17 protein-coding genes are annotated in these 23198 nt (G+C 73.0%); 2 read left to right on the forward strand and 15 right to left on the reverse strand.

Annotated elements, in window-relative coordinates; translation table 11 throughout:
* The 6 genes from NOCJ54_RS0110705 to NOCJ54_RS0110730 all read right to left on the reverse strand — a co-directional run bounded on the left by NOCJ54_RS0110705 (position 1) and on the right by NOCJ54_RS0110730 (position 9933).
* A complete protein-coding gene (locus NOCJ54_RS0110705) occupies positions 1 to 1458 on the reverse strand; it encodes a protein adenylyltransferase SelO (protein WP_028655502.1) in 1458 nt (485 codons plus the stop codon).
* A complete protein-coding gene (gene treZ, locus NOCJ54_RS0110710) occupies positions 1455 to 3203 on the reverse strand; it encodes a malto-oligosyltrehalose trehalohydrolase (protein WP_028655503.1) in 1749 nt (582 codons plus the stop codon). The genes NOCJ54_RS0110705 and treZ overlap by 4 nt, the downstream gene beginning before the upstream one ends.
* Positions 3200 to 5560 carry a malto-oligosyltrehalose synthase gene (gene treY, locus NOCJ54_RS0110715; RefSeq protein WP_028655504.1) on the reverse strand — a complete coding sequence of 787 codons (2361 nt, stop codon included), beginning with the start codon at positions 5558 to 5560 and terminating at the stop codon, positions 3200 to 3202. Before treY ends, treZ begins: the two co-directional genes overlap by 4 nt.
* A complete protein-coding gene (gene glgX, locus NOCJ54_RS0110720; protein WP_198020184.1) occupies positions 5557 to 7746 on the reverse strand; it encodes a glycogen debranching protein GlgX in 2190 nt (729 codons plus the stop codon). The genes treY and glgX overlap by 4 nt, the downstream gene beginning before the upstream one ends.
* A 64-nt stretch (positions 7747 to 7810) precedes the next feature.
* The gene (locus NOCJ54_RS0110725) at positions 7811 to 9583 is read right to left on the reverse strand and encodes a DUF429 domain-containing protein (RefSeq protein WP_028655506.1); all 1773 of its coding nucleotides are present in this window, start codon (positions 9581 to 9583) and stop codon (positions 7811 to 7813) included.
* Positions 9584 to 9591: 8 nt separating this feature from the next.
* Positions 9592 to 9933 (reverse strand): DUF1801 domain-containing protein, encoded by a 342-nt coding sequence (locus NOCJ54_RS0110730; RefSeq protein ID WP_028655507.1) that lies wholly within the window; start codon positions 9931 to 9933, stop codon positions 9592 to 9594.
* A 131-nt stretch (positions 9934 to 10064) separates the two neighbouring features.
* Here NOCJ54_RS0110730 and NOCJ54_RS0110735 point away from each other — a divergent pair, with 131 nt between their 5' ends.
* Complete coding sequence (locus tag NOCJ54_RS0110735) at positions 10065 to 11012, forward strand: TIGR03557 family F420-dependent LLM class oxidoreductase (RefSeq protein ID WP_028655508.1); 948 nt, start codon at positions 10065 to 10067, stop codon at positions 11010 to 11012.
* 32 nt (positions 11013 to 11044) lie between these two features.
* Here NOCJ54_RS0110735 and NOCJ54_RS0110740 read toward each other — a convergent pair whose 3' ends face one another.
* The 9 genes from NOCJ54_RS0110740 to NOCJ54_RS0110785 all read right to left on the reverse strand — a co-directional run bounded on the left by NOCJ54_RS0110740 (position 11045) and on the right by NOCJ54_RS0110785 (position 22179).
* Positions 11045 to 11443, reverse strand: coding sequence for a hypothetical protein (locus tag NOCJ54_RS0110740; protein ID WP_028655509.1), 399 nt, complete (start codon positions 11441 to 11443; stop codon positions 11045 to 11047).
* 166 nt (positions 11444 to 11609) lie between these two features.
* Positions 11610 to 12860, reverse strand: a complete 1251-nt coding sequence (locus tag NOCJ54_RS0110745) for an NAD(P)/FAD-dependent oxidoreductase (protein WP_198020185.1) — start codon at positions 12858 to 12860, stop codon at positions 11610 to 11612.
* Between the two features lie 3 nt (positions 12861 to 12863).
* Complete coding sequence (locus NOCJ54_RS0110750) at positions 12864 to 13076, reverse strand: DUF2945 domain-containing protein (protein ID WP_028655511.1); 213 nt, start codon at positions 13074 to 13076, stop codon at positions 12864 to 12866.
* A 160-nt stretch (positions 13077 to 13236) separates the two neighbouring features.
* Complete coding sequence (locus tag NOCJ54_RS0110755; RefSeq protein WP_051485722.1) at positions 13237 to 16716, reverse strand: ATP-binding protein; 3480 nt, start codon at positions 16714 to 16716, stop codon at positions 13237 to 13239.
* A complete protein-coding gene (locus NOCJ54_RS25125) occupies positions 16713 to 17432 on the reverse strand; it encodes a DUF4194 domain-containing protein (RefSeq protein WP_084255052.1) in 720 nt (239 codons plus the stop codon). Before NOCJ54_RS25125 ends, NOCJ54_RS0110755 begins: the two co-directional genes overlap by 4 nt.
* On the reverse strand, positions 17429 to 18934 hold the full coding sequence (locus tag NOCJ54_RS0110770) for a DUF3375 domain-containing protein (protein ID WP_028655513.1): 1506 nt from the start codon (positions 18932 to 18934) through the stop codon (positions 17429 to 17431). Before NOCJ54_RS0110770 ends, NOCJ54_RS25125 begins: the two co-directional genes overlap by 4 nt.
* 149 nt (positions 18935 to 19083) lie before the next feature.
* A complete protein-coding gene (locus NOCJ54_RS0110775; protein ID WP_051485723.1) occupies positions 19084 to 19701 on the reverse strand; it encodes an HD domain-containing protein in 618 nt (205 codons plus the stop codon).
* Positions 19682 to 21208 (reverse strand): ADP-ribosylglycohydrolase family protein, encoded by a 1527-nt coding sequence (locus NOCJ54_RS0110780; RefSeq protein WP_036517526.1) that lies wholly within the window; start codon positions 21206 to 21208, stop codon positions 19682 to 19684. Before NOCJ54_RS0110780 ends, NOCJ54_RS0110775 begins: the two co-directional genes overlap by 20 nt.
* Positions 21208 to 22179: a TY-Chap domain-containing protein gene (locus NOCJ54_RS0110785; RefSeq protein WP_028655516.1), complete on the reverse strand. Its 972-nt coding sequence runs from the start codon at positions 22177 to 22179 to the stop codon at positions 21208 to 21210. Before NOCJ54_RS0110785 ends, NOCJ54_RS0110780 begins: the two co-directional genes overlap by 1 nt.
* A 65-nt stretch (positions 22180 to 22244) precedes the next feature.
* On the opposite strand from NOCJ54_RS0110785, the gene NOCJ54_RS0110790 reads away from it, so the two are divergent.
* The gene (locus NOCJ54_RS0110790) at positions 22245 to 22940 is read left to right on the forward strand and encodes an NrtR DNA-binding winged helix domain-containing protein (RefSeq protein ID WP_028655517.1); all 696 of its coding nucleotides are present in this window, start codon (positions 22245 to 22247) and stop codon (positions 22938 to 22940) included.
* Positions 22941 to 23198: the final 258 nt, after the last annotated feature.

The raw sequence follows: 23198 nt of genomic DNA on the forward strand, positions 1-23198 counted from the left end.
TCAGGTGCCGCAGAAGGTGCGGTAGCGCCCGAAGTCCGCCGGCGCCGGCTCGGCGTAGCGCTCCCACCCCGCACGCGGGCGGTAGGGGTCGCGGACCGCCTCGAGCAGCCGGTGCATCAGCTCGAGGTCGCCGGACCCGGCTGCGTCGAGGGCCTCCTCGACGAGGTGGTTGCGAGGGACGTGCACGGGGTTGACCTGGTCCATGGCGTCAGGGTTCGGCCCGAGCGCGCGCCACTCCTCCAGCCAGGCGTCGAGCCGCGGCAGGTCGAGCACCATGCCGCGCACGGGCTCGGCGTCACCGCGAGCGGCGGCGGCGAGGTTGCGCCAGAACGACGTGTGGTCGACGTGCCCGCTGGCGAGGAGCTCGAGCAGCGGCTCCGCCAGGCGACGGGCGTCCGCCTCGGCGCCGATCGGCAGCCCGAGCTTGGCCCGGAGCCCGGCGGCCAGCGCGTCGTCGTACTCGCGGGCGAACTCGCCGAGCGCCTCGGTCGCGATCGCGACCGCCTCCTCCTGGTCCTCGTGCAGCAGCGGGAGGATCGCCTCGCCGAGGCGGGCGAGGTTCCACTGCGCGGCAGCGGGCTGCCGGCCGTAGGCGTAGCGGCCGCCGTCATCGATCGAGCTGAACACGGTCGCCGGGTCGTAGGCGTCGAGGAACGCGCACGGCCCGTAGTCGATCGTCTCCCCCGACAGCGTCATGTTGTCGGTGTTCATCACGCCGTGCACGAACCCGACGAGCATCCACCGCGCCACCAGGGAGGCCTGCGCGGAGATCACCGAGCGGTAGAGCGCCAGGTAGGGCTCGGGCGCCTCGGCCGCGAGCGGGTGGTGCCGCTCGATGGCGTGGTCGGCGACGCGACGGAGCAGGTCCACGTCGTCGGCGGCGCGGGCGAGCTGCACGGTGCCGACCCGCAGGTGGCTGGAGGCGACCCGGGCCAGCACGGCCCCGGGCAGGACCTCCTCGCGGTGCACGCGCCGGCCGGTGGCGACCACGGCGAGCGAGCGGGTCGTCGGGATGCCGAGCGCGTGCATGGCCTCGCTGACGACGTACTCCCGCAGCATCGGGCCGAGCGCCGCCAGGCCGTCGCCGCCACGGGCGAAGCGGGTGCGCCCGGAGCCCTTGAGGTGGAGGTCGCGCAGCCGGCCCTCGCGGTCGACGAGCTCGCCCATGAGCAGGGCCCGGCCGTCGCCGAGGCGGGCGAACCCGCCGAACTGGTGCCCGGCGTAGGCCTGCGCGACGGGCTGGGCGCCGGCCGGTGGCCGGGTGCCGGTCAGCAGGCCGAGGCCCTCGGGCGTCTCCAGCCGCTCGGGGTCGAGCCCGAGCTCCTCGGCGAGGGGCACGTTGAGCACCATCAGCCGCGGCTCGGGGGTCTCCGCGGCCTGCGCGGGCAGGGCGAGCTCCGGAAGCGCGGTCGCGAACCGCGCCTCGAGGGTGGCGAGGTCGGCCGGTGCGGTGGTCATGCGTCGAGCCTACGCACCAGCACTGCGTTGCCCGGAGGTACGTCGACCGGCCCGGTCGCGGCGCCGGCCGGGAGGTCGTCGGTGGTGCTGAACAGCACCTCGGCGGCGCCCACCGACCACGGTGCCGCGCCGAGGTTGAGGTGCACCGCGAGCGCGCCGCGGTCGAGCGTGAGCTGCCCGGCGTCCTCGTCGACCGTGGCGCGGCCGAAGGCGGGGTCGGTGAGCTCCGGGTGCGCGCGGCGCAGCGCGGCGAGGCGCTGGTAGCCGGCGAGCACACGGGCGTGGCGCCCGCCGAGTCGCTCGTCCCAGTCCAGCCGGCTGCAGGTGAAGGTCGCGGGGTCCTGGGGGTCGAGCACCTCGTCGGGATCCCAGCCCATCTGCTCGAACTCGGCGAGGCGCCCCTCGGCGGTCGCGGTGGCCAGCTCCGGCTCGGGGTGGGAGGTGAAGAACGCGAACGGAGTGCTGGCCGCCCACTCCTCGCCCTGGAAGAGCATCGGCGTGAACGGGGAGCACAGCGTCAGCAACGCGGCGCAGAGCAGGCGCTCGTCGTCGAGGTGCTCGGCGGTGCGGTCGCCGCGGGCACGGTTGCCGACCTGGTCGTGGTTCTGCGCGCAGACGACCAGCCGCCACGCGGGCAGCCGGTCGGTGTCGATGGGGCGGCCGTGGTCGCGGCCGCGGAAGCTGGAGAAGGTGCCGTCGTGGAAGAAGCCGCGGTCGAGCACCTTCGCCAGTGCACCGAGCGGCGCGAAGTCCGCGTAGTAGCCGCTGGTCTCGCCGGTGAGCGCGACGTGGACGGCGTGGTGGAAGTCGTCGCTCCACTGCGCGTCGATGCCGCGGCCGCCGGCCTCGCGCGGGGTCACCATGCGGGCGTCGTTGAGGTCGGACTCGGCGATGAGCGTGAGCGGACGGTTCTGGTGGGCGGAGAGGGCGGCGACCTCGACCGCCATCTCCTCGAGCAGGTGCACCTCGGAGTCGTCGACGAGCGCGTGCACGGCGTCGAGCCGCAGCCCGTCGACGTGGAGGTCGCGCAGCCACATCACTGCGTTGTCGAGGATGTAGCGACGCACCTCGGCCGAGCCCTCGCCGTCGAGGTTGACCAGGTCGCCCCAGGTGTTGCGGCCCTGCTTGAGGTAGGGCCCGAACCTCGGCAGGTAGTTCCCCGACGGACCGAGGTGGTTGTAGACGACGTCCTGGATCACGCCGATGCCGGCGCGGTGGCAGGCGTCGACGAGCCGCTGGTAGGCCGCAGGACCCCCGTAGGCCTCGTGGACGGCCGACCACAGGACACCGTCGTAGCCCCAGTTGTGCACGCCGTTGAACGCGTTGACCGGCATCAGCTCGACGAACCCGACCCCGAGGCTCGCGAGGTGGTCGAGGCGGGAGGCCACGGCGTCGAGGGTGCCCTCAGGGGTGAACGTGCCGACGTGCAGCTCGTAGACGATCGCCCCGGCGAGCTGCCGCCCGGTCCACCCGCCGTCCTGCCACATGTGCGCGGACGGGTCGAAGGTCGCCGAGCGCTCGTGCACCCCGTCGGGCTGGCGCCGCGAGCGGGGGTCGGGCAGCACCTGCTCGTCGTCGTCGAGGAGGTAGCCGTAGCGGCTGCCGTCGGGTACGACGCCCGGGGGCTCCGCCGGCGCCCACCAACCGTCGTCGTGCCGGGTCATCGCGAGCACGTCGTCGCCGAGCGAGAGCCGGACACGGTCGGCGCGCGGGGCCCAGACGGCGAACGGTTCGGTGCGGGTCATGCGTCCTCCCTCACGAGCAGGGCCACGGGCAGCTGGTCCAGCACGGGGCCGACCTCGGCGGACGCGAGCCGGCCGGTGAGCACGTCACGCCAGGTGCCGGGCGGCAGCGCGAGCCGGGTGTCGCCCCAGCCGCCGGCACGCCCGAGCCCGAGCGGCAGCCGCGTGGCGACGGTGATCGCGCCCCCGCGGTCGAAGGCGAGCACGTGCGCTGCGGCCGCGCCGCTCGCGGTGACCGCTTCGTAGCGGGTGAACAGGTCCGGTCGGTCGCGCCGCAGCCGCAGCGCGGCCCGCACGACGTGCAGCTTGGCCCGGCCGTCGTCCAGTGGGCCCTCGGGCCGCAGCGGTGCCGCCGGCGCGGGCTCGGAGAGCAGCCGTCGGCGCAGGTCGAAGTCGACCGGGCGGCGGTTGTCGGGGTCGACCAGGCTCTGCTCCCACAGCTCGCTGCCCTGGTAGACGTCCGGGACGCCGGGCGCGGTGATGCTGACGAGCTTGGCCGACAGCGCGTTGGTGAAGCCGGGGCCGGCCAGCCGATCGACGGCCTCCTCGATGAGCGCGGTGACCGGGCCGTCGTCGTACAGGGCGTCGACGAAGGCGTGCACGCCGTCCTCGTACGACGCGTCCGGCTCCGTCCACGTGGTGTGCTCCCCCGCCTCGCGCATCGCCTTCTCGGCGTAGGCGTGCAGCCGGTCGCGCTCGATCGGCCAGGCGCCGACCGCGGCCTGCAGCAGCAGGTGCGCGAAACCGCGCTCGGTGTCGGGGCCAGCGTCCAGCAACCGTGCGACGTGGTCGGCCCACCAGTCGGCGTCCTCGGCGAGCACGCTGATCCGGGCGCGGACGTCCTCACCGCGCTTGGTGTCGTGGGTGCTCAGCGTCGTCATCGCGAGCGGCGTGGCGGCCTGGCGGCGCGCCATCGCGGCGTGGAAGCCGTCGACGTCGACGCAGAACTGGTCGGGTTCGGCACCCACCTCGGTGAGCGACGTCAGCCGGCTCCACCGGTAGAACGCGCGGTCCTCGACGCCCTTCGCCATCACCATCCCGCTGGTCTGCTGGAAGCGCAGGGCGGGCGCCCGGAAGCGGTCCTCGAGCAGCGGCAGCACCGTGTAGAGCGCCTGGGCGAGGTCCGGCCGGACCGCCCGGACCTGCGCTGCGGCGTGGTGGAGGTGGTCGAGCCCGTCAGGCAGGTAGCTGCGGTAGACCGGGAAGGCGGCGAGCAGCTCGACCAGCACCGCCTCGACAGGGCCGCGCCACTCCTCGTCGGGGACGACCTCGAGCTCGGCGGCGACCTCGCGGGCGATCCGGCGCACCTCGGCGTTGAGGATGGTGCTCGCGACGTGCCGCTTGTTCTCGCGGACCAGCTCGGCCCACGCAGCCACGCCGCCGCGGAGCTCGTCGTCCAGCGCGGTGAGCCGCTGCTCCCCGGCCGGGTCGACGAGCACCCGGTCGATGACGGCGAGCGCGTCGTAGCCGGTGGTCCCGGCGGTGCGCCAGCGCGGCGGCAGCTCCTCGCCGGGCTCGAGGATCTTCTCGACGACGACCCACGCACCGTCGGTCAGGTCCGCAAGGTCGTCGAGGTAGGCCGCCGGGTGGCGCAGCCCGTCGGGGTGGTCGACGCGCAGCCCGTCGACGAGCCGCTCCCTGAACCACCGGGCGACCTCGACGTGGCTGGCCTCGAGCACGTCGCGGTCCTCGACCCGCAGTCCGGCGAGGGTGTTGACGGCGAAGAAACGCCGGTAGTTCTGCTGCGTGTCCGCCGCGCGCCACGAGACCAGCCGGTAGTGCTGGCGCCCGTGCACCACCTGCGGGTCGTCGGTGTCGTCGGCGCTGCCGGGCGTGACCGGGAAACGGTGGTCGTGGTAGCCGAGCATCCCGTCGACCAGGTGGAGGTTGCCGACCGGGCCGTCAGGGTCGGGGAGGTCGTCGTCGCCGACGACGGGCAGCAGCACGCGGTCCTCACCGGCCGCCCAGTCGACGTCGAAGAAGCGGGCGTAGCGCGAGGTGCGGCCGTGCGTGAGCAGGTCCCACCACCAGCCGTTGGTGGCCGGGCTCTCCACGCCGACGTGGTTGGGCACCACGTCGACGACGACGCCCATGCCGCGGCGGTGGGCCTCGGCGGAGAGCCGGGCAAGCGCCTCGGCCCCACCGCGGGCCGGGTCGACGCGGGTGGGGTCGACGACGTCGTACCCGTGGTCGCTGCCGGGGTGCGCCTCGAGCAGCGGTGACAGGTAGACCCAGCCCACGCCGAGGTCGTCGAGGTAGTCCAGCAGCGACCTCGTGGCGTCGAGGTCGAAGGACTCGCGCACCTGGATGCGGTAGGTGCTCGTCGGCACCCGCGCCGGTACGACGGCGGCGGGCTTCACCGCTCCCCCGCCATCGACGCGACGGAGGCGGCGGCGCTCGAGTCGGGCTCGGGCTCGGGCTCGTGCCACTGGCGGAGCACGACGACGCTGCGGTGCGGGAGGGCGAAGGTGCCGCCCGCCTCGAGGCGCACGTCGGGGTCGCTGCTGCCGCTGGTGTCGACCACGACCTGCCAGCCCGTGGCGAACTCCTCGTCCGGCAGCGTCACGTCGCGGGCGTCGTCGCCGTTGAGCAGGATCAGGAAGTGGTCGTCGCGGATCGGCTGCCCGCGCGGGTCCCGGCCCTCGATACCGTCTCCGTTGAGGTACATCCCGAGCGTGCGCAGGTCGCCCCAGTCGTCGTCCTCCATCGGCCTGCCGTCGGGGTGCAGCCACACGATGTCGTTGAGCCGCTCCCCCTCGCCGGTGCGCACCGTGGTGCCGGTGAAGAACCGGCGCCGGCGCAGGGACGGGTGCTCGCGGCGCAGCCGCACCAGCTCGGTGACGAACTCGCACAGCGGCCGGTCGACGTGCTCCCAGTCGATCCAGCTGAGGTCGGAGTCCTGGGCGTAGGTGTTGTTGTTGCCCTGCTGGGTGCGGCCGAGCTCGTCGCCGTGCAGGATCATCGGCACGCCCTGGCTGAGCAGCAGCGTGGCGAAGAGGTTGCGCTGGTCGCGCGCCCGGGCCTCGTTGACGTCCGCGCTGTCGGTCGGCCCCTCGACGCCGTGGTTCCACGACCGGTTGTCGTCGGCGCCGTCGCGGCCGTCCTCGCCGTTGGCCTCGTTGTGCTTCTGCTCGTAGGAGACGAGGTCGCGCAGGGTGAAGCCGTCGTGGGCGGTCACGAAGTTGATGCTCGCCACCGGCCGGCGGCCGGTGTGCTCGTAGAGGTCGGCCGACCCGGCGATCCGGCTGGCCAGTTCGCCGAGGTTGTGGTCGCCGCGCCAGAAGTCGCGCACCGTGTCGCGGTAGGCGCCGTTCCACTCGGTCCACTGCGGCGGGAAGCCGCCGACCTGGTAGCCGCCCGGGCCGACGTCCCACGGCTCGGCGATCAGCTTGACCTGGCTGACCACCGGGTCCTGCTGCACGAGCTCGAAGAAGGTGGCGAGCCGGTCGACGTCGTAGAACTCGCGGGCCAGGGCGGAGGCGAGGTCGAAGCGGAAGCCGTCGACGTGCATCTCGGTGACCCAGTAGCGCAGCGAGTCCATGATCAGCTGGAGCGAGTGCGGGTGCCCGGCGTTGAGGGAGTTCCCGGTGCCGGTGTAGTCCATGTAGTACTGCCGGTCGTCGTCGACGAGGCGGTAGTACGCGGGGTTGTCGATGCCCTTGAAGCTCAGCGTCGGCCCGAGGTGGTTGCCCTCGGCGGTGTGGTTGTAGACGACGTCGAGGATGACCTCGATGCCCGCCTCGTGCATCGCCTTCACCATCGCCTTGAACTCCTGCACCTGCTGGCCGGGCGCGGCGCTGGACGCGTAGCCGGCGTGCGGGGCGAAGAAGCCGAGGGTGTTGTAGCCCCAGTAGTTGCGCAGCCCGCGCTGCAGGAGCACGTCGTCGTGGACGAACTGGTGCACCGGCATCAGTTCGATCGCGGTGACGCCGAGGTCGTGCAGGTGGCCCACCACCGACTGGTGCGCGAGCCCGGCGTAGGTGCCGCGCAGCGCCTCGGGGACGTCGGGGTGGGTCGCGGTGAGGCCCTTGACGTGCGCCTCGTAGATCACGCTCTCGGCGTACGGCGTGCGCGGGTGCCGGTCACCCTCCCAGTCGAACCACGGGTTGGTGACCACGCCGAGCACCATCTGCTCGAGCGAGTCGTCGTCGTTGCGGGAGTCGGGGTCGCCGAAGTCGTAGCCGAACAGGCTCTGGCCCCAGTCGACCTCCCCGACGGTCGCCTTCGCGTAGGGGTCGAGCAGCAGCTTGTTCGGGTTGCAGCGCAGCCCCTGGGCGGGGTCCCACGGACCGTGCACCCGGTAGCCGTAGCACTGCCCCGGCTGCACGCCGGGCAGGTAGGCGTGCCAGACGTAGCCGTCGACCTCGGTCAGCTCGACGCGGGTCTCGGTGCGCGTCCCGCCGGCCCCGTCCGCTCCTTCGACGTCGACGAGGCACAGCTCCACCCGGTCCGCGACCTCGCTGAAGAGTGCGAAGTTCGTTCCGGTTCCGTCGAAGGTCGCCCCCAGTGGGTACGCCGACCCGGGCCAGGTCTCCACCACGTGCATGCCGCCTCTCGTCGTCGGGTCCTCGGCCACGCGCCGACGCAGGGGGTACCCGTCCTGCGGGGCTTCACCCACCCCCGGAGGAGGGTGTCCCACGCATCTTGGCCAGGCGCGCCCGCAGGGCGGGCACGCGGTCGGCGTTGGCGCGCAAGTCGAGGTACTCCTCGCCGTAGGTCCACAGCAGGGCGTCGTCGAGCCGGCGCACCGCGCCGGGCGGGTAGCGGTAGTCCATCCGCTGCATCAGCAGGTCGTCGTCGACCTGCCGCAGCACCTCGCCGAGCGCCGAGAGCGAGCTGATCCCCAGCTCGAGGACGATCGCCGCCATCCACTGGTAGTGGTCGGTGCGCGACCAGCCGGCGTCGGCGTACTGGCCGGCGAGGAAGGCGGCCAGCTCGCGCGGCGGGATCCGCGGGTCGTCGTCGTCGGACTCGTCGCTCGCGTCGACCATGCCCTGCTGGATCCGCTCGCGGATGATCGAGAACTCGCGGTCGGCCAGCTCGAGCAGGCCGGCGGCGAGGGTGAACCGGCGGTCGAAGTCGGGGACGTGCTCGTCGGGGATGGTGCCCTTGTAACGGATGTCGTGCTCGAACTCCGCCCACGCGTGCTGGAGGACGGTGCGGATCTGCACCTGCGCCACCTGCTCGTCGTCGAGGCGGACGAGCAGGTGCCGGCTGGCGTAGCCGAAGCGGCCCTCGCTGGCGGTCTCGCGGCCCATGTCCCGGTCGTCGAGGACGGTGACCTGGTCGTCGAGCAGCTCGGCGACGGCCTGCACGTCGCTGTGCACGTAGGTGATCACCCGGATCCCGACCTGGTCGGTGATCTCGCGCAGCGGGTCGGTGAACACCGCGTGCCCGGCCTCGGTCCGCGCTGCCTTGGCCGCGAAGGAGGTCACCGACTTCGCGCGCCCGGTGACCGTGAGGTAGTTGATGCCGGCCTCGTCGAGGACCGCGGTGACCAGGCGCACGAGCTCCTCGGTCGTGTCGCGCACCGCGGGCCACCGCTCGGCGTACTCGCGCACGGCGGCGCCGATGTCCGGTCCGGCGGGGACGGGCGGCACGGCGTCGGGCTCCGCGGACCGGGCGGCCTGCTTCGCGCGCGGGGTCGGGACGAGGTCGTCGGGCAGGGCGGGCGTGACGATGTAGCCGGTCTCCAGGTCGCCGTAGACGACCGTGTCGTCGCGGCGGCGGTCGGCGAAGAGGGCGATGTAGGCGCACACGACGGCGTCGACCTGGTCCTCGACCACCCGCAGCTCGCTCTTGCGCGCCGCGGCGACCACCGCAGCGTGCAGGGCACGCCACGCCGGGGTGTCGACGTGCAGCGCGGGGTCGGCGTTGGCGAGGCCCTCGACGAGGCGCACGAGGACCAGCAGCTCGGCGCGCAGGTGCTCGAGGTCGCGGCCCGGCTTGTCCTTGTACTTCAGGGTCCGGCCGAGCCGGAACAGCGCGACCGTCGCCGGGTGCGGGTAGACCTCGATGCCACGGCGCGGCCGGCGCGACCACGGGTTGATGTCGAGCCCGAGCCGCGCGCAGATCCGGGCGGCGCGCGGCTGGTCGCGGAACTCCGGCTTCCCGGTGTTGGACGGGTGGGCGCCGGCGTCGAAGCGGGCGAAGTCCTTGTTCAGCGCCTTCTCCGCCGGGCGGTTGCCGGCCTCGTTGCGCACGATCAACGGGGCGTCGACCGCGACCAGGCACTCCCCCTCGACGTACGACGCCAGCGCGGCCTCGATGTCGTCGTCGGTGCGCACGGCGGCCACCATCTGCAACCGCCCGTCCGCGTCGAGCACGGCCAGCCCGGTGGGCCGGCGCTCGCCCCACGCGAGGTCGATCCCGACGTAGTGCACCCGACGCCTCAGCCGCGGTTGAGCGCGACGGCCTCGCGCACCAGCGCCACGAAGGCGTCGGCGTCGGGCTGGTCGCCCTCGTGGAGGTCGATCGCGCGTCGGGTGCCCGCGTCGAGGCTGGCGTTGAAGATCCCGGACGGGTCCGCCAGGGACGCCCCCTTCGCGAAGGTGAGCTTGACCTTGTCCTTGTAGGTCTCGACCGTGCAGATGAGCCCGTCGGCCGAGAACGTGGGCACCCCGGCGGGGTTGGACGGCTTCTTCCACCTGGCCTCCTCGACGACGTCGGGCTCGGCCCGGACGATGAGGGCCCGCACGTGGTCGACCGTCTCGCTGCGCCAGTCAGTGGTCATGTCCCGACCCTACTGATTCCGGGCCGCGCCGTGCCGGACCTCGGATGCCGCGGTGGGCGCCGGGTAGCGCGAGGGGACGCCCCGGCCCCGACCTGGCCTGACCTGACCCGACCTGACCCTGAGGAGACCCCGTGAAGCTCGGCTACTTCCTGTCCTGCGAGGAGCACACCCCCGCCGACCTGGTCGCCCAGGCGGTCGCCGCCGAGGAGGCCGGCTTCTCCGGCCTGTGGATCAGCGACCACATCAACCCGTGGAACTCCGAGCAGGGCCAGAGCCCGATGGTGTGGCCGGTGATCGGCGCCGTCGCCCAGGCGACCAGCCTGCCGATCATGACCGCGGTGACCTGCCCGATCGGCCGCACCGGACCACTGGTGGTGGCCCACGCCGCCGCGACCTGCGCGGTGATGAACCCCGGCTTCCGCCTCGGCGTCGGCACCGGCGAGGCCCTCAACGAGCACCTGACCGGCGAGGTGTGGCCCTCCTTCGACGTCCGCATCGAGATGCTCCGCGAGGCCGTGGCGCTGATCCGCGAGCTCTGCACCGGCCGCACCGTCGACCACCGCGGCGAGTTCTTCACCGTCGACGACGCGCAGCTGTGGACCGTGCCCGAGGAGCCGTTGCCGATCTGGATGTCGGCCTTCGGGGAGAAGGCGACGCGCGCAGCCGCGGAGATCTCCGACGGCTTCGTCAGCACCATGCCCGACGCCGAGCTCCGTGGACTGTTCAGCGACCTCTCCGGCGGGAAGCCGTCCGCGGCGGGGCTGAAGGTCGCCTGGGCGCCGACCGCCGAGGAGGGCGTCGACCACGCGCACCGCCTCTGGGCGAACGCCGGCATCCCCGGCGAGCTCGCCCAGGTGCTCCCCTCACCCCGCCACTTCGAGCAGGCCTCGCAGCTGGTGACGAGGGAGAGCACCGCCGAGAGCACGACCGCCGGCAACGACGTCGACGAGCACGTCGCCGCTGTCCGTGAGTACGCCGACGCCGGCTTCGACGAGCTCTACGTCAGCAACATCGGCCCGCACTGGCGGGAGATGATCGCGGCGTACGGCGAGCACGTCCTGCCGGCGTTCCGGGACTGAGACGGGTCAGCCCCGGAACGCCAGGGCTCGGCTCAGCCTGCGGAGCAGGCGAAGTAGTCCTCCACGTTGACGATGCCGGAGCAGCGGGCGCCTCGCTCCTGTGCGTGGAGGGGGATCTCGCTGCCGGGTCCGACGATGTAGGTGGCGAAGTCGACGACGCTGTCGCCGTCCACGTCGATACCGATGAGGCCGTGGAAGCCCTCTCCTGTCTCGAGGTCGACCTTGCCCGAGTCGATGCGCTTCTGCAGGCCCTGCGAGACCCAGACGATGTCGTCGTCGACGCCGAAGACGATCTGCACGCCGGCGGCCTGGTTCTTCTTCGAGGCGTTGACGCACTCGTGCGCCGACGCGATGCCGCTGCTGAGGAGGACGAGGCCGGCGGTTGCGCCGACGACACCTGCCCCACGAGCGACCGTGGTGATGAGGGACATGAGCTGCTCCAGGGGGAGTTGGAACGCCGCCTCGTTGCGGCGTCCAACGACGGTAGGAAACTCTTTACCCGGATCCCACCCACACATCTGCTGCACGGCGACCACCCGTTCGAGCCCTCCCGCACGGCCCCTTCGTGTGCTGCTCGCCCGGCTCGCGCTCCGCCCGTCAGAGGCCGAGGTCGGCCAGCACCGCCGCAGCCGTGCGCTCCCCCGACACCAGTGCGCCCTGGATCGAGGAGGTGTCGCGGTGGTCGCCGCACACGTACGGTCCGTCGGCGTCGGGACGCACCGGCTTGCGGAAGGAGTGCGGGGCCGGCATGGCAGGCAGGGCCCGCGGGACGTCGTACGTCGCGACGTGCTCCCAGCCCGAGGTGGACGTGCCGTAGAGCGTGGCCAGCCGCGTGCGGACACCGGGCTCGTCGAACTCCTTGTCCCCGTGCACGATCGAGGTCGCGACGAGCGCATGGCCCTCCGGTGCGTACGCCGGCGCGGCGGCCGTGACCACGACGGTGTTGTTGACCGGACCGGGGTCGGGGTCGAGCAGCAGCGTCGGCGTGGTCAGCGGCGGCTCGGTGGTCGCGTGGTAGATCGTCGTGACGCCCTTCCACGCGGTGCTGCCGAGTCGTCCGTCGAGCAGGCCGTCGGCACTGTCGGCGTCGGCCGCCACGACGACCGCACGGGCACGGATGGTGCCCTCGTCGGTCACGACGCTGGTCGCGGACACCGAGCGAGCAGGCGTCTCGAGGTGCACCGTGCCGGTCGGCAGCCGGCCCGCGAGCTGCTCGGGGACCTGCTGCATCCCGCGTGCCGGCACCGTGGAGTCGCCGAGGGCGAACATCCGCAGCATCAGGTCGACGAAGCGCGAGGACGTCGACATCTCCTCCTCGAGCAGCACGCCGCTGAAGAACGGGCGCAGGAGGCGGTCGACGGCCGCCTCCTCGAGGCCAGCAGCCGCCCAGTGCTCGGCCGCCGTGACGTCGTCGCGCCCGCGGATCCGGGAGGCCGGCGCGAGGATCGCCCCGGCGCCGTACGCCACCAGCGCGAGCTTGCCGCGGATGCCGGCGAAGGGCGCGGCGACCGCGCGTGGCAGGGCGGTCAGCTCGCGCCGCGGGTCGCCGACGCGGTGGTTCTCGCCGTCGAGGTGGAGCAGGGCGGCGCGGTCGAACGCCCGCAGGTCCAGCGCGTCGAGGTCGACCAGCCGCTTGACCGCCGGGTAGGCGGTGTTGAGCACCTGGAAGCCTCGGTCGAGCAGGAAGCCGTCGACGCGGTCGGTGCGCATCCGACCGCCCACGCCGTCGCCGGCCTCCAGCACGGCGACGTCCAGCCCGGCCTCGCTGAGCCGCACTGCCGCGGTGAGCCCGGCGACCCCCGCGCCGACGACGACCACCTCGGCACCCTGCGGCAGCCCGGCGACCACGCCTCAGCCCTTCTTCCGCAGCGCCGACGGCTTGTGCACGGCCTCGCCACCGCTCTTGTCGCTGCGCACGAGGTACTGCGGCTCGTCCTCGCTCGCGCGCACGGTGCGGCCCGCCAGCGCGGTGTCCTCGGTGACCTTGCGCAGCACCTCGCCCTCGGCGGTTCCGCCGTGGCTCTGCCAGGTCACCTTGTCGCCCCTGCGGAAGTCCTTCGCCATCACGCCTCCGTCCCGAGTGGGTGTCGTCAGGCGCAGGAGGTACCCAGCCCGCGCCCGGACCACCCGCACCGCGGGTCGTCGGGAGGTGTTCGGCGCGGTCCCGGCTCCGGATTGCCGCACCGGCTCGCCGGTCAGGTGTACGACGCCAGCGGGCCGGGGGTCAGGCGGGTTCGGCGTCGGTGATCGGCGTGATCCACGCCTGGTGGGTGTGGGCGTTCTTGGTGATCGCGAGCAGCTCGTCCATGTGCGGCTCGAGGCCGGTCACCTTGTCGAGCGGCACGCCGATGATCAGCTGGAAGCCGAGGCCCTTCCACGCCTGGACGGCGCGGCCGGCGAACTCCGAGTCGGCCTTGACGAAGCCCTCGTCGAGGAAGACCGGGGCGAACCGGGGACGCGAGCGCATCTCGTCGCCGAGCCGGAAGCGCAGCGCGGAGCCGACGATGAAGGCGACCAGCTCCTGGCTCTCGCCGCCGGACTTCTCCCCCAGGGTCCGGTAGGTCGCCCGCACCTCGCCGGTGAGGTAGTCGTAGCGCTCCGCGCTGATCTCGACGTGCCGGCGCACGTCGAGCAGCCGGTCGCGGTCGGTCGGGCCGTCGCCCCCGTGCTCGGGACGGCGCAGCTGCTTCATGAAGCGGCTGAGCTCGGTGAACCTCTTGTCGAGGTCCTCCTCCTTCAGCTCACCACTGGTGCCGGCGGACAGCGCCCGCAGGTCCTTCATGAAGGCCTGGACGTGCGCCGGGGCGAGCCGGCGCAGCCGGATCCGCAGCCGGTCGCCGGCAGCGCCGAACTCCAGGCGCCGCAGGATCGCGTTGATCGGCTCGAGGCGGTCCTCGATCTCCTCGACCGACGCGGACATCGCCTGCAATAGCGGGACGAGGTCCTGGCCGCTCCACTCCGTGAGTCGGCGGCGCCACTCGGCGTGCCGGTCGGCGAGGCCCTTGCCGCGGATGTCCTCGAGGATGCGGGCGTAGTCGGGGTAGGACTCCGCCGTCGCGCCGAGGTTCGGCGAGTCCCAGGTGAACTTGTAGGTGCGGAAGATGTGCGCGAGGTCCTCGTCGCAGCGCTTGATCTCCGCCTCCGCGTCGGCCAGCGCGGTGCGCAGGCGCTCGCCGAGGCGGTGGGAGTTCTCCATGAACCGGTCGAGGTCCTCGGGGTCGGCCGGCGCCGCCGCCTCCGCGAAGTCCGCCGTCAGCGCGGCGTCCTGCTCCTCGCTCAGCGCCAGGACACCGGCGTCCTCGACGGCGATGACACGGTCCTTGACCACGTCCTCGGCGTCGGCGAGCTCGCCGTGCTCGGCGTTGAGCTGGTCGCGTCGCTGCTCGAGGGAGAAGCGCTCCTTGCGGGCCGCGCCGAGCTGCTCCTGGAGCTCGTCGATCTGCGCCTGCAGCACCTGCAGTCGGTCGTCGGAGGCGAGGATCGCGGAGCGGCGCTCCTCGAGGTCGGCGATGCGGCGGTCGCTGCCGGCGACGTCGACGTCGTCGAAGCGGACCATGACGATCGCCTCGTAGGCCTTGCGCTGCAGCTCGATCAGGCTGCCGCGGCGCTTGAGCTCCTCGAGCCGGCCGTCGATCTCGCCCAGCTTGCGCTCGACCTGCGCCAGCTGCGCGTCGATCTCGGCGATCGCGTCCTCGCTGGAGAAGCCGATGATGTTGCGCTGGTCGCTGCGCCCGTGCGTGCCGCGGCGCCCGTTGCGGGTCTGGCCCGAGACAGTGACCCGGAAGCCCGGGCCGTCGAGGTCGGCGGCGTCGTCGACGCACAGCGCGTTGCGCGACGGCTCCTCGACGTGCTGCTGCACCCAGCCGGCGAACGGCGAGTCCTTGAAGAGCAGCTTGCCGGCGATCCGCTCCGGGTCGGACGGACCGGTCCCGGGCAGGTCGAGCTCGACTCCCTGGAAGGTCAGCCGCGCCGGGAGCCGCAGCTGGTCGATCGCCTCGGAGAAGTCGCGCAGGCGGTCCAGCGGCACCAGCATCATCCGGGCGCTGCCGCCGAGCACGGTCTCGATCGCCGTGCGCCAGCGCGCCTCCTCGGGGGCGACGTCGATCAGCTCGGCAACGAAGGGCAGCTCGGAGACCGACAGCCCGCTCGCGCGGGCGACGGCGGTGCGCAGGTCGTGGAGGTACGACGGCACGCGGCCGGCGCGGCTCTCCAGCGATGCCCGCTCCTGGCGCAGCACGCCCTGCTCCTGGGTGAGGGGGAACTGCTGCTCGCGCAGCACCTTCTCCCGCTCGGCCGCGATCCGCTCGCGCTCCTTCTCGCCGGTGCGCAGCCGCTCGCGGGCCTGCTCCTGCAGCACCGTGAACGCACCCGCGTCCTCGAGCGCGGACTCCAGGTCCGGGACGTCGGCGTCGGTGAGCCCGACGAGCGGGTAGACCCGCTCCTCCAGCTCGGCGAGCCGGCTGGCCCGCTCCTCGCGCAGGTTGCGCTCGGCCTCGGCCAGCGCGGCGAGCGCCTGCAGGTCACCGCCACCCGCGGCGCGGTGCGCGTCCTTGGCAGCGTCGAGGTCGCCGGCGAGCTGCAGCTCGGCGGCCTGCGCCGAGGCGAGCGCCTGCATCGTGGCCGCACGGGCGTCGCGGTTGTCGGCCACCGCGGTCTCGATCAGGCGCAGGTGGGTGCGCAGCAGCCAGTACCGCAGCGGGGTCTCGTCGCCGGACTGGGTGATGCCGTAGGAGTCGAGCTCCTCGAGGCGCTTCGCTGCCGTCGTACGACGCTCGTGGATGTCGGTGATCGGCTCGAGCAGCTCGAGCTTCTGCTGCTCGGTGCGCATCGCGACGTGCGCGGCGTCGAGGTCGTCGAAGTGCTCGATGGCGCGATCGGCGGCGGCGTAGGTCGCCGGGCGCTCGAGCACCATGTCCTTGTAGAGCTCGTCGACGCTGCGGACCTGGTTGCCGGCCTGGATCCGGGCGAGCAGGCGCAGCGCCTTCGCGCCGTCGCCGTTGGCGCCGATGCCGAGCCGGGCGTGCAGCACGGCCGAGAACTCGGCGTACGTGCGGTGGACGCGGACGCCGGGGAACAGCTTCTTGAGGGTGTTCGCGTGGAACTTCTCCGGGACGGCGGCCTCGAGCTTCGCCAGCGGCAGCTCGCCCTCGTGGGTCCACATCTGCATGAGCACGTCGCTGGAGCGGCTCGCGCGCCGCGGCACGTAGTAGGTGCGCAGCGCGGTGAACCGGCCCCCCTGGTCGCTGACGAAGGTCATCGCCACCGCACCCCAGGTGTCGGCGCCCTTGCCGCGCAGGAGCTTCTCCACCGGCCGGCCGGTCTTCGGGTCGTCGACGACGTCGACGGCTCCGCGCAGGTAGGACAGCAGGTTGCGCTGCCCGACGCTGCGGGCGCGGCCGGCGACGGCGTCGTTGGAGGCGCCGTTGAACTTGGTGTCCGACGGCATCATCAGCGCGGTGTAGGCGTCGAGGATGGTGCTCTTGCCGACGCCGGAGGCGCCGGAGATCATCGTCGCGTCGCCGGCGAGCGGGACGGTGGTCAGGCCGCCGAAGCCGCCCCAGTTGACCAGCTGCAGCAGCGACGCGCGCCACTGCACGGTGTCGTCGGCGGGCGCGGCGACGACCTGCTTCTCGAACAGGCCGTCGGTCTCGTCGCGGTGGTCGAGCAGGCCGTCGGCCGTCTCGATGCCCTCGTCGATGCTCATTCGGCGTCGTCCTCCTCGAACAGGTCCGCGTCTGCCGGGGCCTCGGCCTCGTCGTCGCGCTGCGTGCCGTTCGCCTTCTGCAGCGCCTCGAGCAGCTCCTGGAGCAGCTCGAGCGGCAGCAGGGGCTCGACGGCCTCGCTGATCTCGAACCGGTCGTCGGACGCGGTGGGGATCAGCAGTCCGGCCTTGACGATGCTGGTGACCGCGTTGCGCGCCCGCTTCTCGTCACCCGACTCGTCGGTGGCGTGGACCGGGCGGTAGCTGGCCACGTAGTCGAGCAGGTCGTCGCGGTCGACGTACACCCGCACGTCGCCGCCCGCGATGCCGGCCCGCAGCCGGTCACGCAGGTGGACCAGGACGAGCGTCTCCTCCCGCGACCAGGCGGTGTCGTGAAGCAGGGTCGGGAAACGGCCGCCGCCCTCCGCCTGCGCCTGGCGCTTCCACGCGACCTCGCGGGCGCGGTCGACCTGGAGGTCGAGGAAGAGGTCGTTGAGCCGCCCCCGCAGCAGCTGCTCGTGCTCGACCAGCACCTGCCAGTCGCGCGGGTGGGTGCGGGCACTGATGAACCGCTGCTTGAGCAGGGTCACCAGCGTCTGGCGCTGGGCGTACTCGAGGCCGCCCTCGTCGCCCTCGAAGAGCGAGACGGAGCGGTCGTCGACGACGTCGAGGTCATCGAGCTCCGGGGTCTCCTCGAGCTCGGCGTACTCGGTGGTCACGTGCTGGCCCCCTCATGGTCCGGGTCACGATCGAGGTCGGGGTCGGGCAACGGCGTGCGCGGCACCGCGAAGGTACGGCGGGTGCCGTCGGGCCGTAGGGCGGAGAACGTCTCGACGTGCTCGTCGTCGGCGCGCAGGTCGCGGTTGGCCGCCAGGTGCAGCAGGCCGAAGATCTCCACCGGGCGGCGGAGCGACGGCTCGAGGCTCTCGAAGAGCTCGCCGAGGGAGCCGGCCGGGGCGAGGTCGCTGAGCGCGTCCTCGAGCCGCTGGCGCAGCGAGCCCAGCTGCGGGCCGCCCTGCGCCATCAGCGCGGTCAGCGACAGCCCGGGCGCGTCGGTCGGGTCGGCGGCCGAGATCGGCTCCGGCAGCACGTCGTCGGCAGGGTCGTGGAAGCGCTCGCGGAGGTGCTCGACGGTGACCCGGTTCGGCAGCAGCGCGACGTCGTGGGTCGCGCGCGGCCCGGTCTCGGCCACCCAGGTCATCAGCTCGGACTCGACCTGACGCAGCGTCTGCTCGAGCTCGCGGTCGCGGGCCGCGTCGTGGCTGACGATGTACTCCTTCAGCGTCGCGGTCACCCGGCTGCGCTGGGCGAGCACGCGGTCGAGGCCGTCGCGCACCAGCCGCACCGTGCCGCGCAGCTCCGCGCGATCGGCCTCGGCGAGGATCCGGTCGGCGAGCGGGTGCTCGAGCAGGGCGTTGAGGTCCTCGCGGAGCTGGGTGACCAGGGCGTCGTCGCGCAGCAGCGCGAACGCTCCCTCGAACGCCCGGCCCTCGTGGGTGGCGGTGATCAGCGCGTCGGCGCGGGAGAGGTACTCGTCGATCACCTCGCCGGCCGGCCGGTCCTCGGCGCGGAAGGCCGCCAGGATCTCGGCCCGGATCGTCGCGAACCGCTCCTCGACGCGCGCGAAGTCGCTGGGCAGCGCGGAGATGAGCGACAGCAGCTCGGTGAAGCCCTCGACCATGTAGTCCTCGGTCGCCCCCGGCATCTCCGCGCCGTCGACGAGCCGGTCGCGCTCGGCCTTGAGCCGCGCGATCTCCTCGTTGAGCAGGGTCACCCGGGCGCCACGGTCGGGGTTCGCCTCGGCGTTGAAGCGTCGTACCGTGCCGAGGATGGTGGTGATCCGGTGCTCGCTCAGCGTGGCCCGGTCGCGGGTGAGGTTCTTGACCAGCTCGAGCGCCTGCTGCGCGTGCGAGGTCAGCGAGTAGACCTCGTTGCCCTGCTCGTCGAGCGAGCGCACCAGCCACTGGCCGCGCATCCACCGCTGGCAGATCTCCTTGCCGCTGCCGCTGGGGACGTCCTGCTCCCCCGCCTGCCGGATCTCCGCGAGGTGCTCCTCGACCTGGGTGTGCAGCCGCGCCGTCGGGATCGGCTTGTTGTTCCGCCCGAACGCCGCCCGGAAGATCGTGATCACCACCGGTGCCTGCCGCTGGTGGAGGAGCGTGAGGGTCGGCTGCGCGAAGGCACCCTTGACCCGCGCCAGCTCACCGGCGATGTCGCTCACGGTCCCCTCCTCCCGATCAGGTCGAAATCGGTGAGCCAGTGTTCCAGAGGAGACCCCCGCAGCCCGCACCGAGGGCGTCACCGGTGGTTCGGGATGCAGGTGGGACTGGTGGGGTTGGCGAGGCGGGGGTGACGGCCGCGGGATCGCCGTCAGTCCCGCTGTGCCAGCTCCTCGATCGCAGCGACGGTGCGCTGCAGCATCTCGCCGAGCGCGGCAGGCACCTTCGGCCGGAGGGCCTCGACGAGCGAGCGGTAGTACCAGAGGTGCTGCTCGGGCTCCTGCACCCGGAACCGCTCCCAGACCGCCGGGCCGACCTCGCGCAGGTCGGCCTCGACCGAGCGCGCGTTGTGGAGCTTGTCGCAGGCGGAGATGAGGGCGACGCGCTCGTCGACGTCGGCGAGGTGCTGGAGGTACGTCGACTTCCGCTCCTGCCAGGGTGCCTTCTCCTCGCCGGCGTCGGTGTCGACGAGGCTGTCGGAGAGCGCCTCGACCAGGCGGGCGACCTCGGGCCCGAACTCCTTCGCGACGTCGGCGAGGCGGGCTGTGCCGCCGTGGTCCTCGGCGACGTCGTGCAGCAGGGCGGCGGCGACCTGCTCGTCGTCGCCGCCGTGCTCGAGCACGAGCGCGGCGACGGACCAGAGGTGGGAGAGGTACGGGATCGTCGTGCCCTTGCGCAGGTCACCGCGGTGCGCATCGGCGGCGTACGCCGCCGCACGCATCACGAGGTCGAGGTCCTGCCAGGGCTGGTCAGTGGCGCGTGGAGCCATCGGCTCCTCCTTCCGGTGCCGGGGTCCCGGCAGTCTGGGGCGTCAGGTCGGCGCGGGTCAGCGCGTCCCGGAACGCCGGGTTGGGGCTGGCAGCGGGCAGGGCGGCGCAGACGGCGTCGAGCGCCTCGTCGTGCGGCACGCCCCGCAGCATGGCGTACGCCGCGCCGACGGTGGGGGTCCGGCTCTGCGCGGCGACGCAGTGGACCAGGACGACGTGGCCCTCGTCGCGCAGGGCCGCCACGGTGCGGGCGGCATCGGCGAGGACGAAGTCGAGGTGCGGGTTGGACCGCGACTCGGCGCGGTCGATCAGCCGGAAGGTCACGTGCTCGACGTCAGCCGGCACCTGCTCGTTGCCCACGAGGCAGAGGCTGACGACGGCGGTGACGTCGTCGGGCAGCTCGTCGAGGACGCCGGCGTCGCCGAGCCAGACCCCGTCGTCGTGGGGGTGCCGGACCAGGGTCGATCCGGTCGGTGGCAGCCACCGCTTCTCGCGGTAGTCGATCCGCGCCGTGGGCCAGCCGTGCTGGCCGGGCCCGCGGTTGGCGGCGAGGTGCGCGATCTCGACGAGTCTCTCGCCCCGGATGCCCGGGTAGCCGTGCAGCGCCCGGCGCCACTGGGCCGGGACGGCGGAGGCGCCCCAGCGGGCGCCGACCAGCGCGCCGGCGATGGCGGCGACCGTGTCGGTGTCGTCGCCGATCGCGATTGCGGCGGCGAGCACGTCGCCGAGGTGGCGGCAGGCGTCCCCGCCCGACGGCACCGGCGCGTGGCTGATCGCGGACCAGGCAGCCTGGAAGGCGGCGACCACCCAGCCGTTGGGGTTGAAGTGGCCGGGCCGGCGCACCTCGGCCTCGTCGATCCGGCTCGCCCAGTAGCGGGCTGCGTCGTCGTCGAGCAGGTCGAGGCCGACGCGGACGTCGAGCTCGCCCTCCATGACCGCGTGCCGGATCGCGAGCGACCAGAGCACGCACGCCTCCCCTGCCCGCGGGTCGTGGTGGGTCAGCGCGCTGACCTTCGCGGCGGCCTCCGCCACGGCGTCGGGGTCGTCGAGGTACGGCAGCGCGACCGCCGCCGTACGCATGAGGGAGCCGTTGCCGGCGGTGTGGCCGGTCTGCTCGTGGAGCTTGCGGGAGGCGTCGAGCAGCGCGGCGCCGGTCGGGTCCGGCCCGGCGGCCCGCAGCACCCGGCTGGTCTGGATGCCGATGTCGGCCGGACCGGTCCCGTACCAGTCGCGGAAGCGCCGGGCGACCGCCGTCAGCCCTTCCTCGGAGCGGAGGTCGACGCCGCTCGCGGCGACGTCGGCGATGCACCACGCCATCGTGGTGTCGTCGGTCCACTCGCCCGGCGCGAAGCCGCCGAGGCCGCCGCCGATCATCGCCGGACCCTCCGGGCCGAGCGCGGCGCTGCCGAACTCGTAGCCCGCGCCGAGGGCGTCGCCGACGGCCGACACCAGCAGGGCACCGCAGGCGCGGTCGAGCTGGGCCGACGTGAGGTCGATCCGTGTGGTCATCAGGCGGTCCTTCCACCGACCCGGAGGGCCAGGTCGTCGCGGGTCGAGGTCATGGCGTCCATGAAGACGTCGAGCATGCCGTCCAGGTGCTCCGGCACGAAGGGGAATCCGGGAACCACGAGCTTCTGCCAGACGTCCCGGCCCCGCAGCTCCCACTTCAACCAGAGGTGGTCGCGGTTGAGCAAGCCGACCTCCACGGCGGTGCCGCGGCGCGACCGGACGCCGTGGGTCACCCGGGCGAAGATCTCGACGGCCGGCTGGTCCTCCCGCACCCGGACCCAGACCGGCTGGCCCATGTGCCGCACGCCGTAGTCGCCGTCGTCGTCCGGCTCGGGGCACCCGTCGTACTTCTCGTCGAGCACCCGGCCGACCAGCTTGATCAGCTTCTGCCGGTTCTTCGGGCGGTACGCCGTCCGGCGGCGCGCGGCCTTCTCGGTCGCTTTCTCGGTCACCTTCTCGATCGGCGCCTTCTCCACCGGCACGTCGCTGCTGGAGCAGAGGCCGAGCGCCGCGACACCGTCGGCCGCCGGTCCCCACGCCTGGTGGGTCAGCAGGTGCGGGTGGGTCACGCCGAGGACCTCCTGCAGCGCCAGGACGGCGAGCTGCGCGACGGCGGGCGCATCGACGACGGAGCGCTCGACGTACCAGTTGCCGGTCTGGGCGCCCTCGCTCGTGTCGACCGCGAAGCCGACGCGGCGCAGCAGGGCCTCCTCGGCGTCGTCGAGCACGTAATCCGGCCCGAGGAAGCAGTTGCCCGACACCTCGGCACGCAGCCGGGTGCCGTCGCCGAAGGAGGCGAACTGGACGTACGGCGCTGCGCCGGTCCGCTCGTCGCCGGGCAGCTCGACGATCAGGTGGTCGTCGCTGTCGACCATCGTGGAGAGGTAGCCCGCCAGTGCCTCCTCGAACTCGTCCCAGGCGATCTGGAACGCGGGGTCGGCGGGCGCTCCGCCGCGGCTGTCGTCGGCCATCACAGCCTCCTTTAGCATCTCGTTGTCGCTAAACATTAGCATGCGAGTCGCGCTAATATCGGGGAATGGCTTCCCGTGGCCTCGAGTCCTACCCCCGCCCCGGCGTCACCGTCGACCTCGCACTGCTGACCGTAGTGGGGGCCTCCGACACAAACCCCGAGCTGCGCCTGCTGGTGCAGGACCGCGCCGACCCCGGCGGGCGCGCCCTGCCCGGCGGCTTCATCCGCGAGCGCTGGACCGTGGCCCGGACCGTCGAGGACGTGCTGCGCCGCAAGGTCGGGATCGAGCCGCGCGACGACATCCGCCCCCGCCTGCTCCGCCTGTTCGACGACCCCGACCGCGACGACCGCACCTGGGCGATCTCGGCCGGCCACTCCGTGTCGCTGCACGAGTCCGACCTGGCCACCGCCGCCGGCGACCTCGTCCCGGTCACCCGGGCCGGCACGCTGCTCGATGAGGGGCCACTCCTCTTCGACCACGACGAAATCGTCGCCGCGGCGGTCGAGTCCCTGCGGGAGCGCTACGAGATCCGCTTCCGGTACGTCGACATCCACCCCGACCCCGACGGCTTCCTGCCCGAGCCGTTCACCCTCCACCAGCTGCGGAAGGTGCACGAGGCGGTCGTCGGCGACGAGCTGCACAAGGACAACTTCAACCGCCGGATGAAGCCGATGCTCGAGCCGGTACTGCGGGACGGGGAGCCAGTGCTGGCGACGAACCTGCGGGGGCGGCCGGCGGCGCTCTACCGGCGGGCTCGGTGATGCGACGGCGCCGGCCTCACCGGGCTCGGCGTACTCATCGGAGGCTGCGGTCGTCGGGCGGTTGCGTTCCCAGAAGCGGCGACGAGAGGCTGGGTGGATGGCCCTGTCCGCCCGTCGGGGCGCGGTTGGTGCGACGGAGAGGTCGAACCGCTTCCAGGCGGCGGGTTCCACCAGGTAGAGATCACCGGAGGCTGCGGTCGGCCGAGTGGTTGCGTTCCGACAGGCAGCGACGAGGAAGCTGGGTGGATGGTCGGGTCC

The sequence above is a fragment of the Nocardioides sp. J54 genome, assembly GCF_000519005.1.
Lineage (GTDB): Bacteria > Actinomycetota > Actinomycetes > Propionibacteriales > Nocardioidaceae > Nocardioides.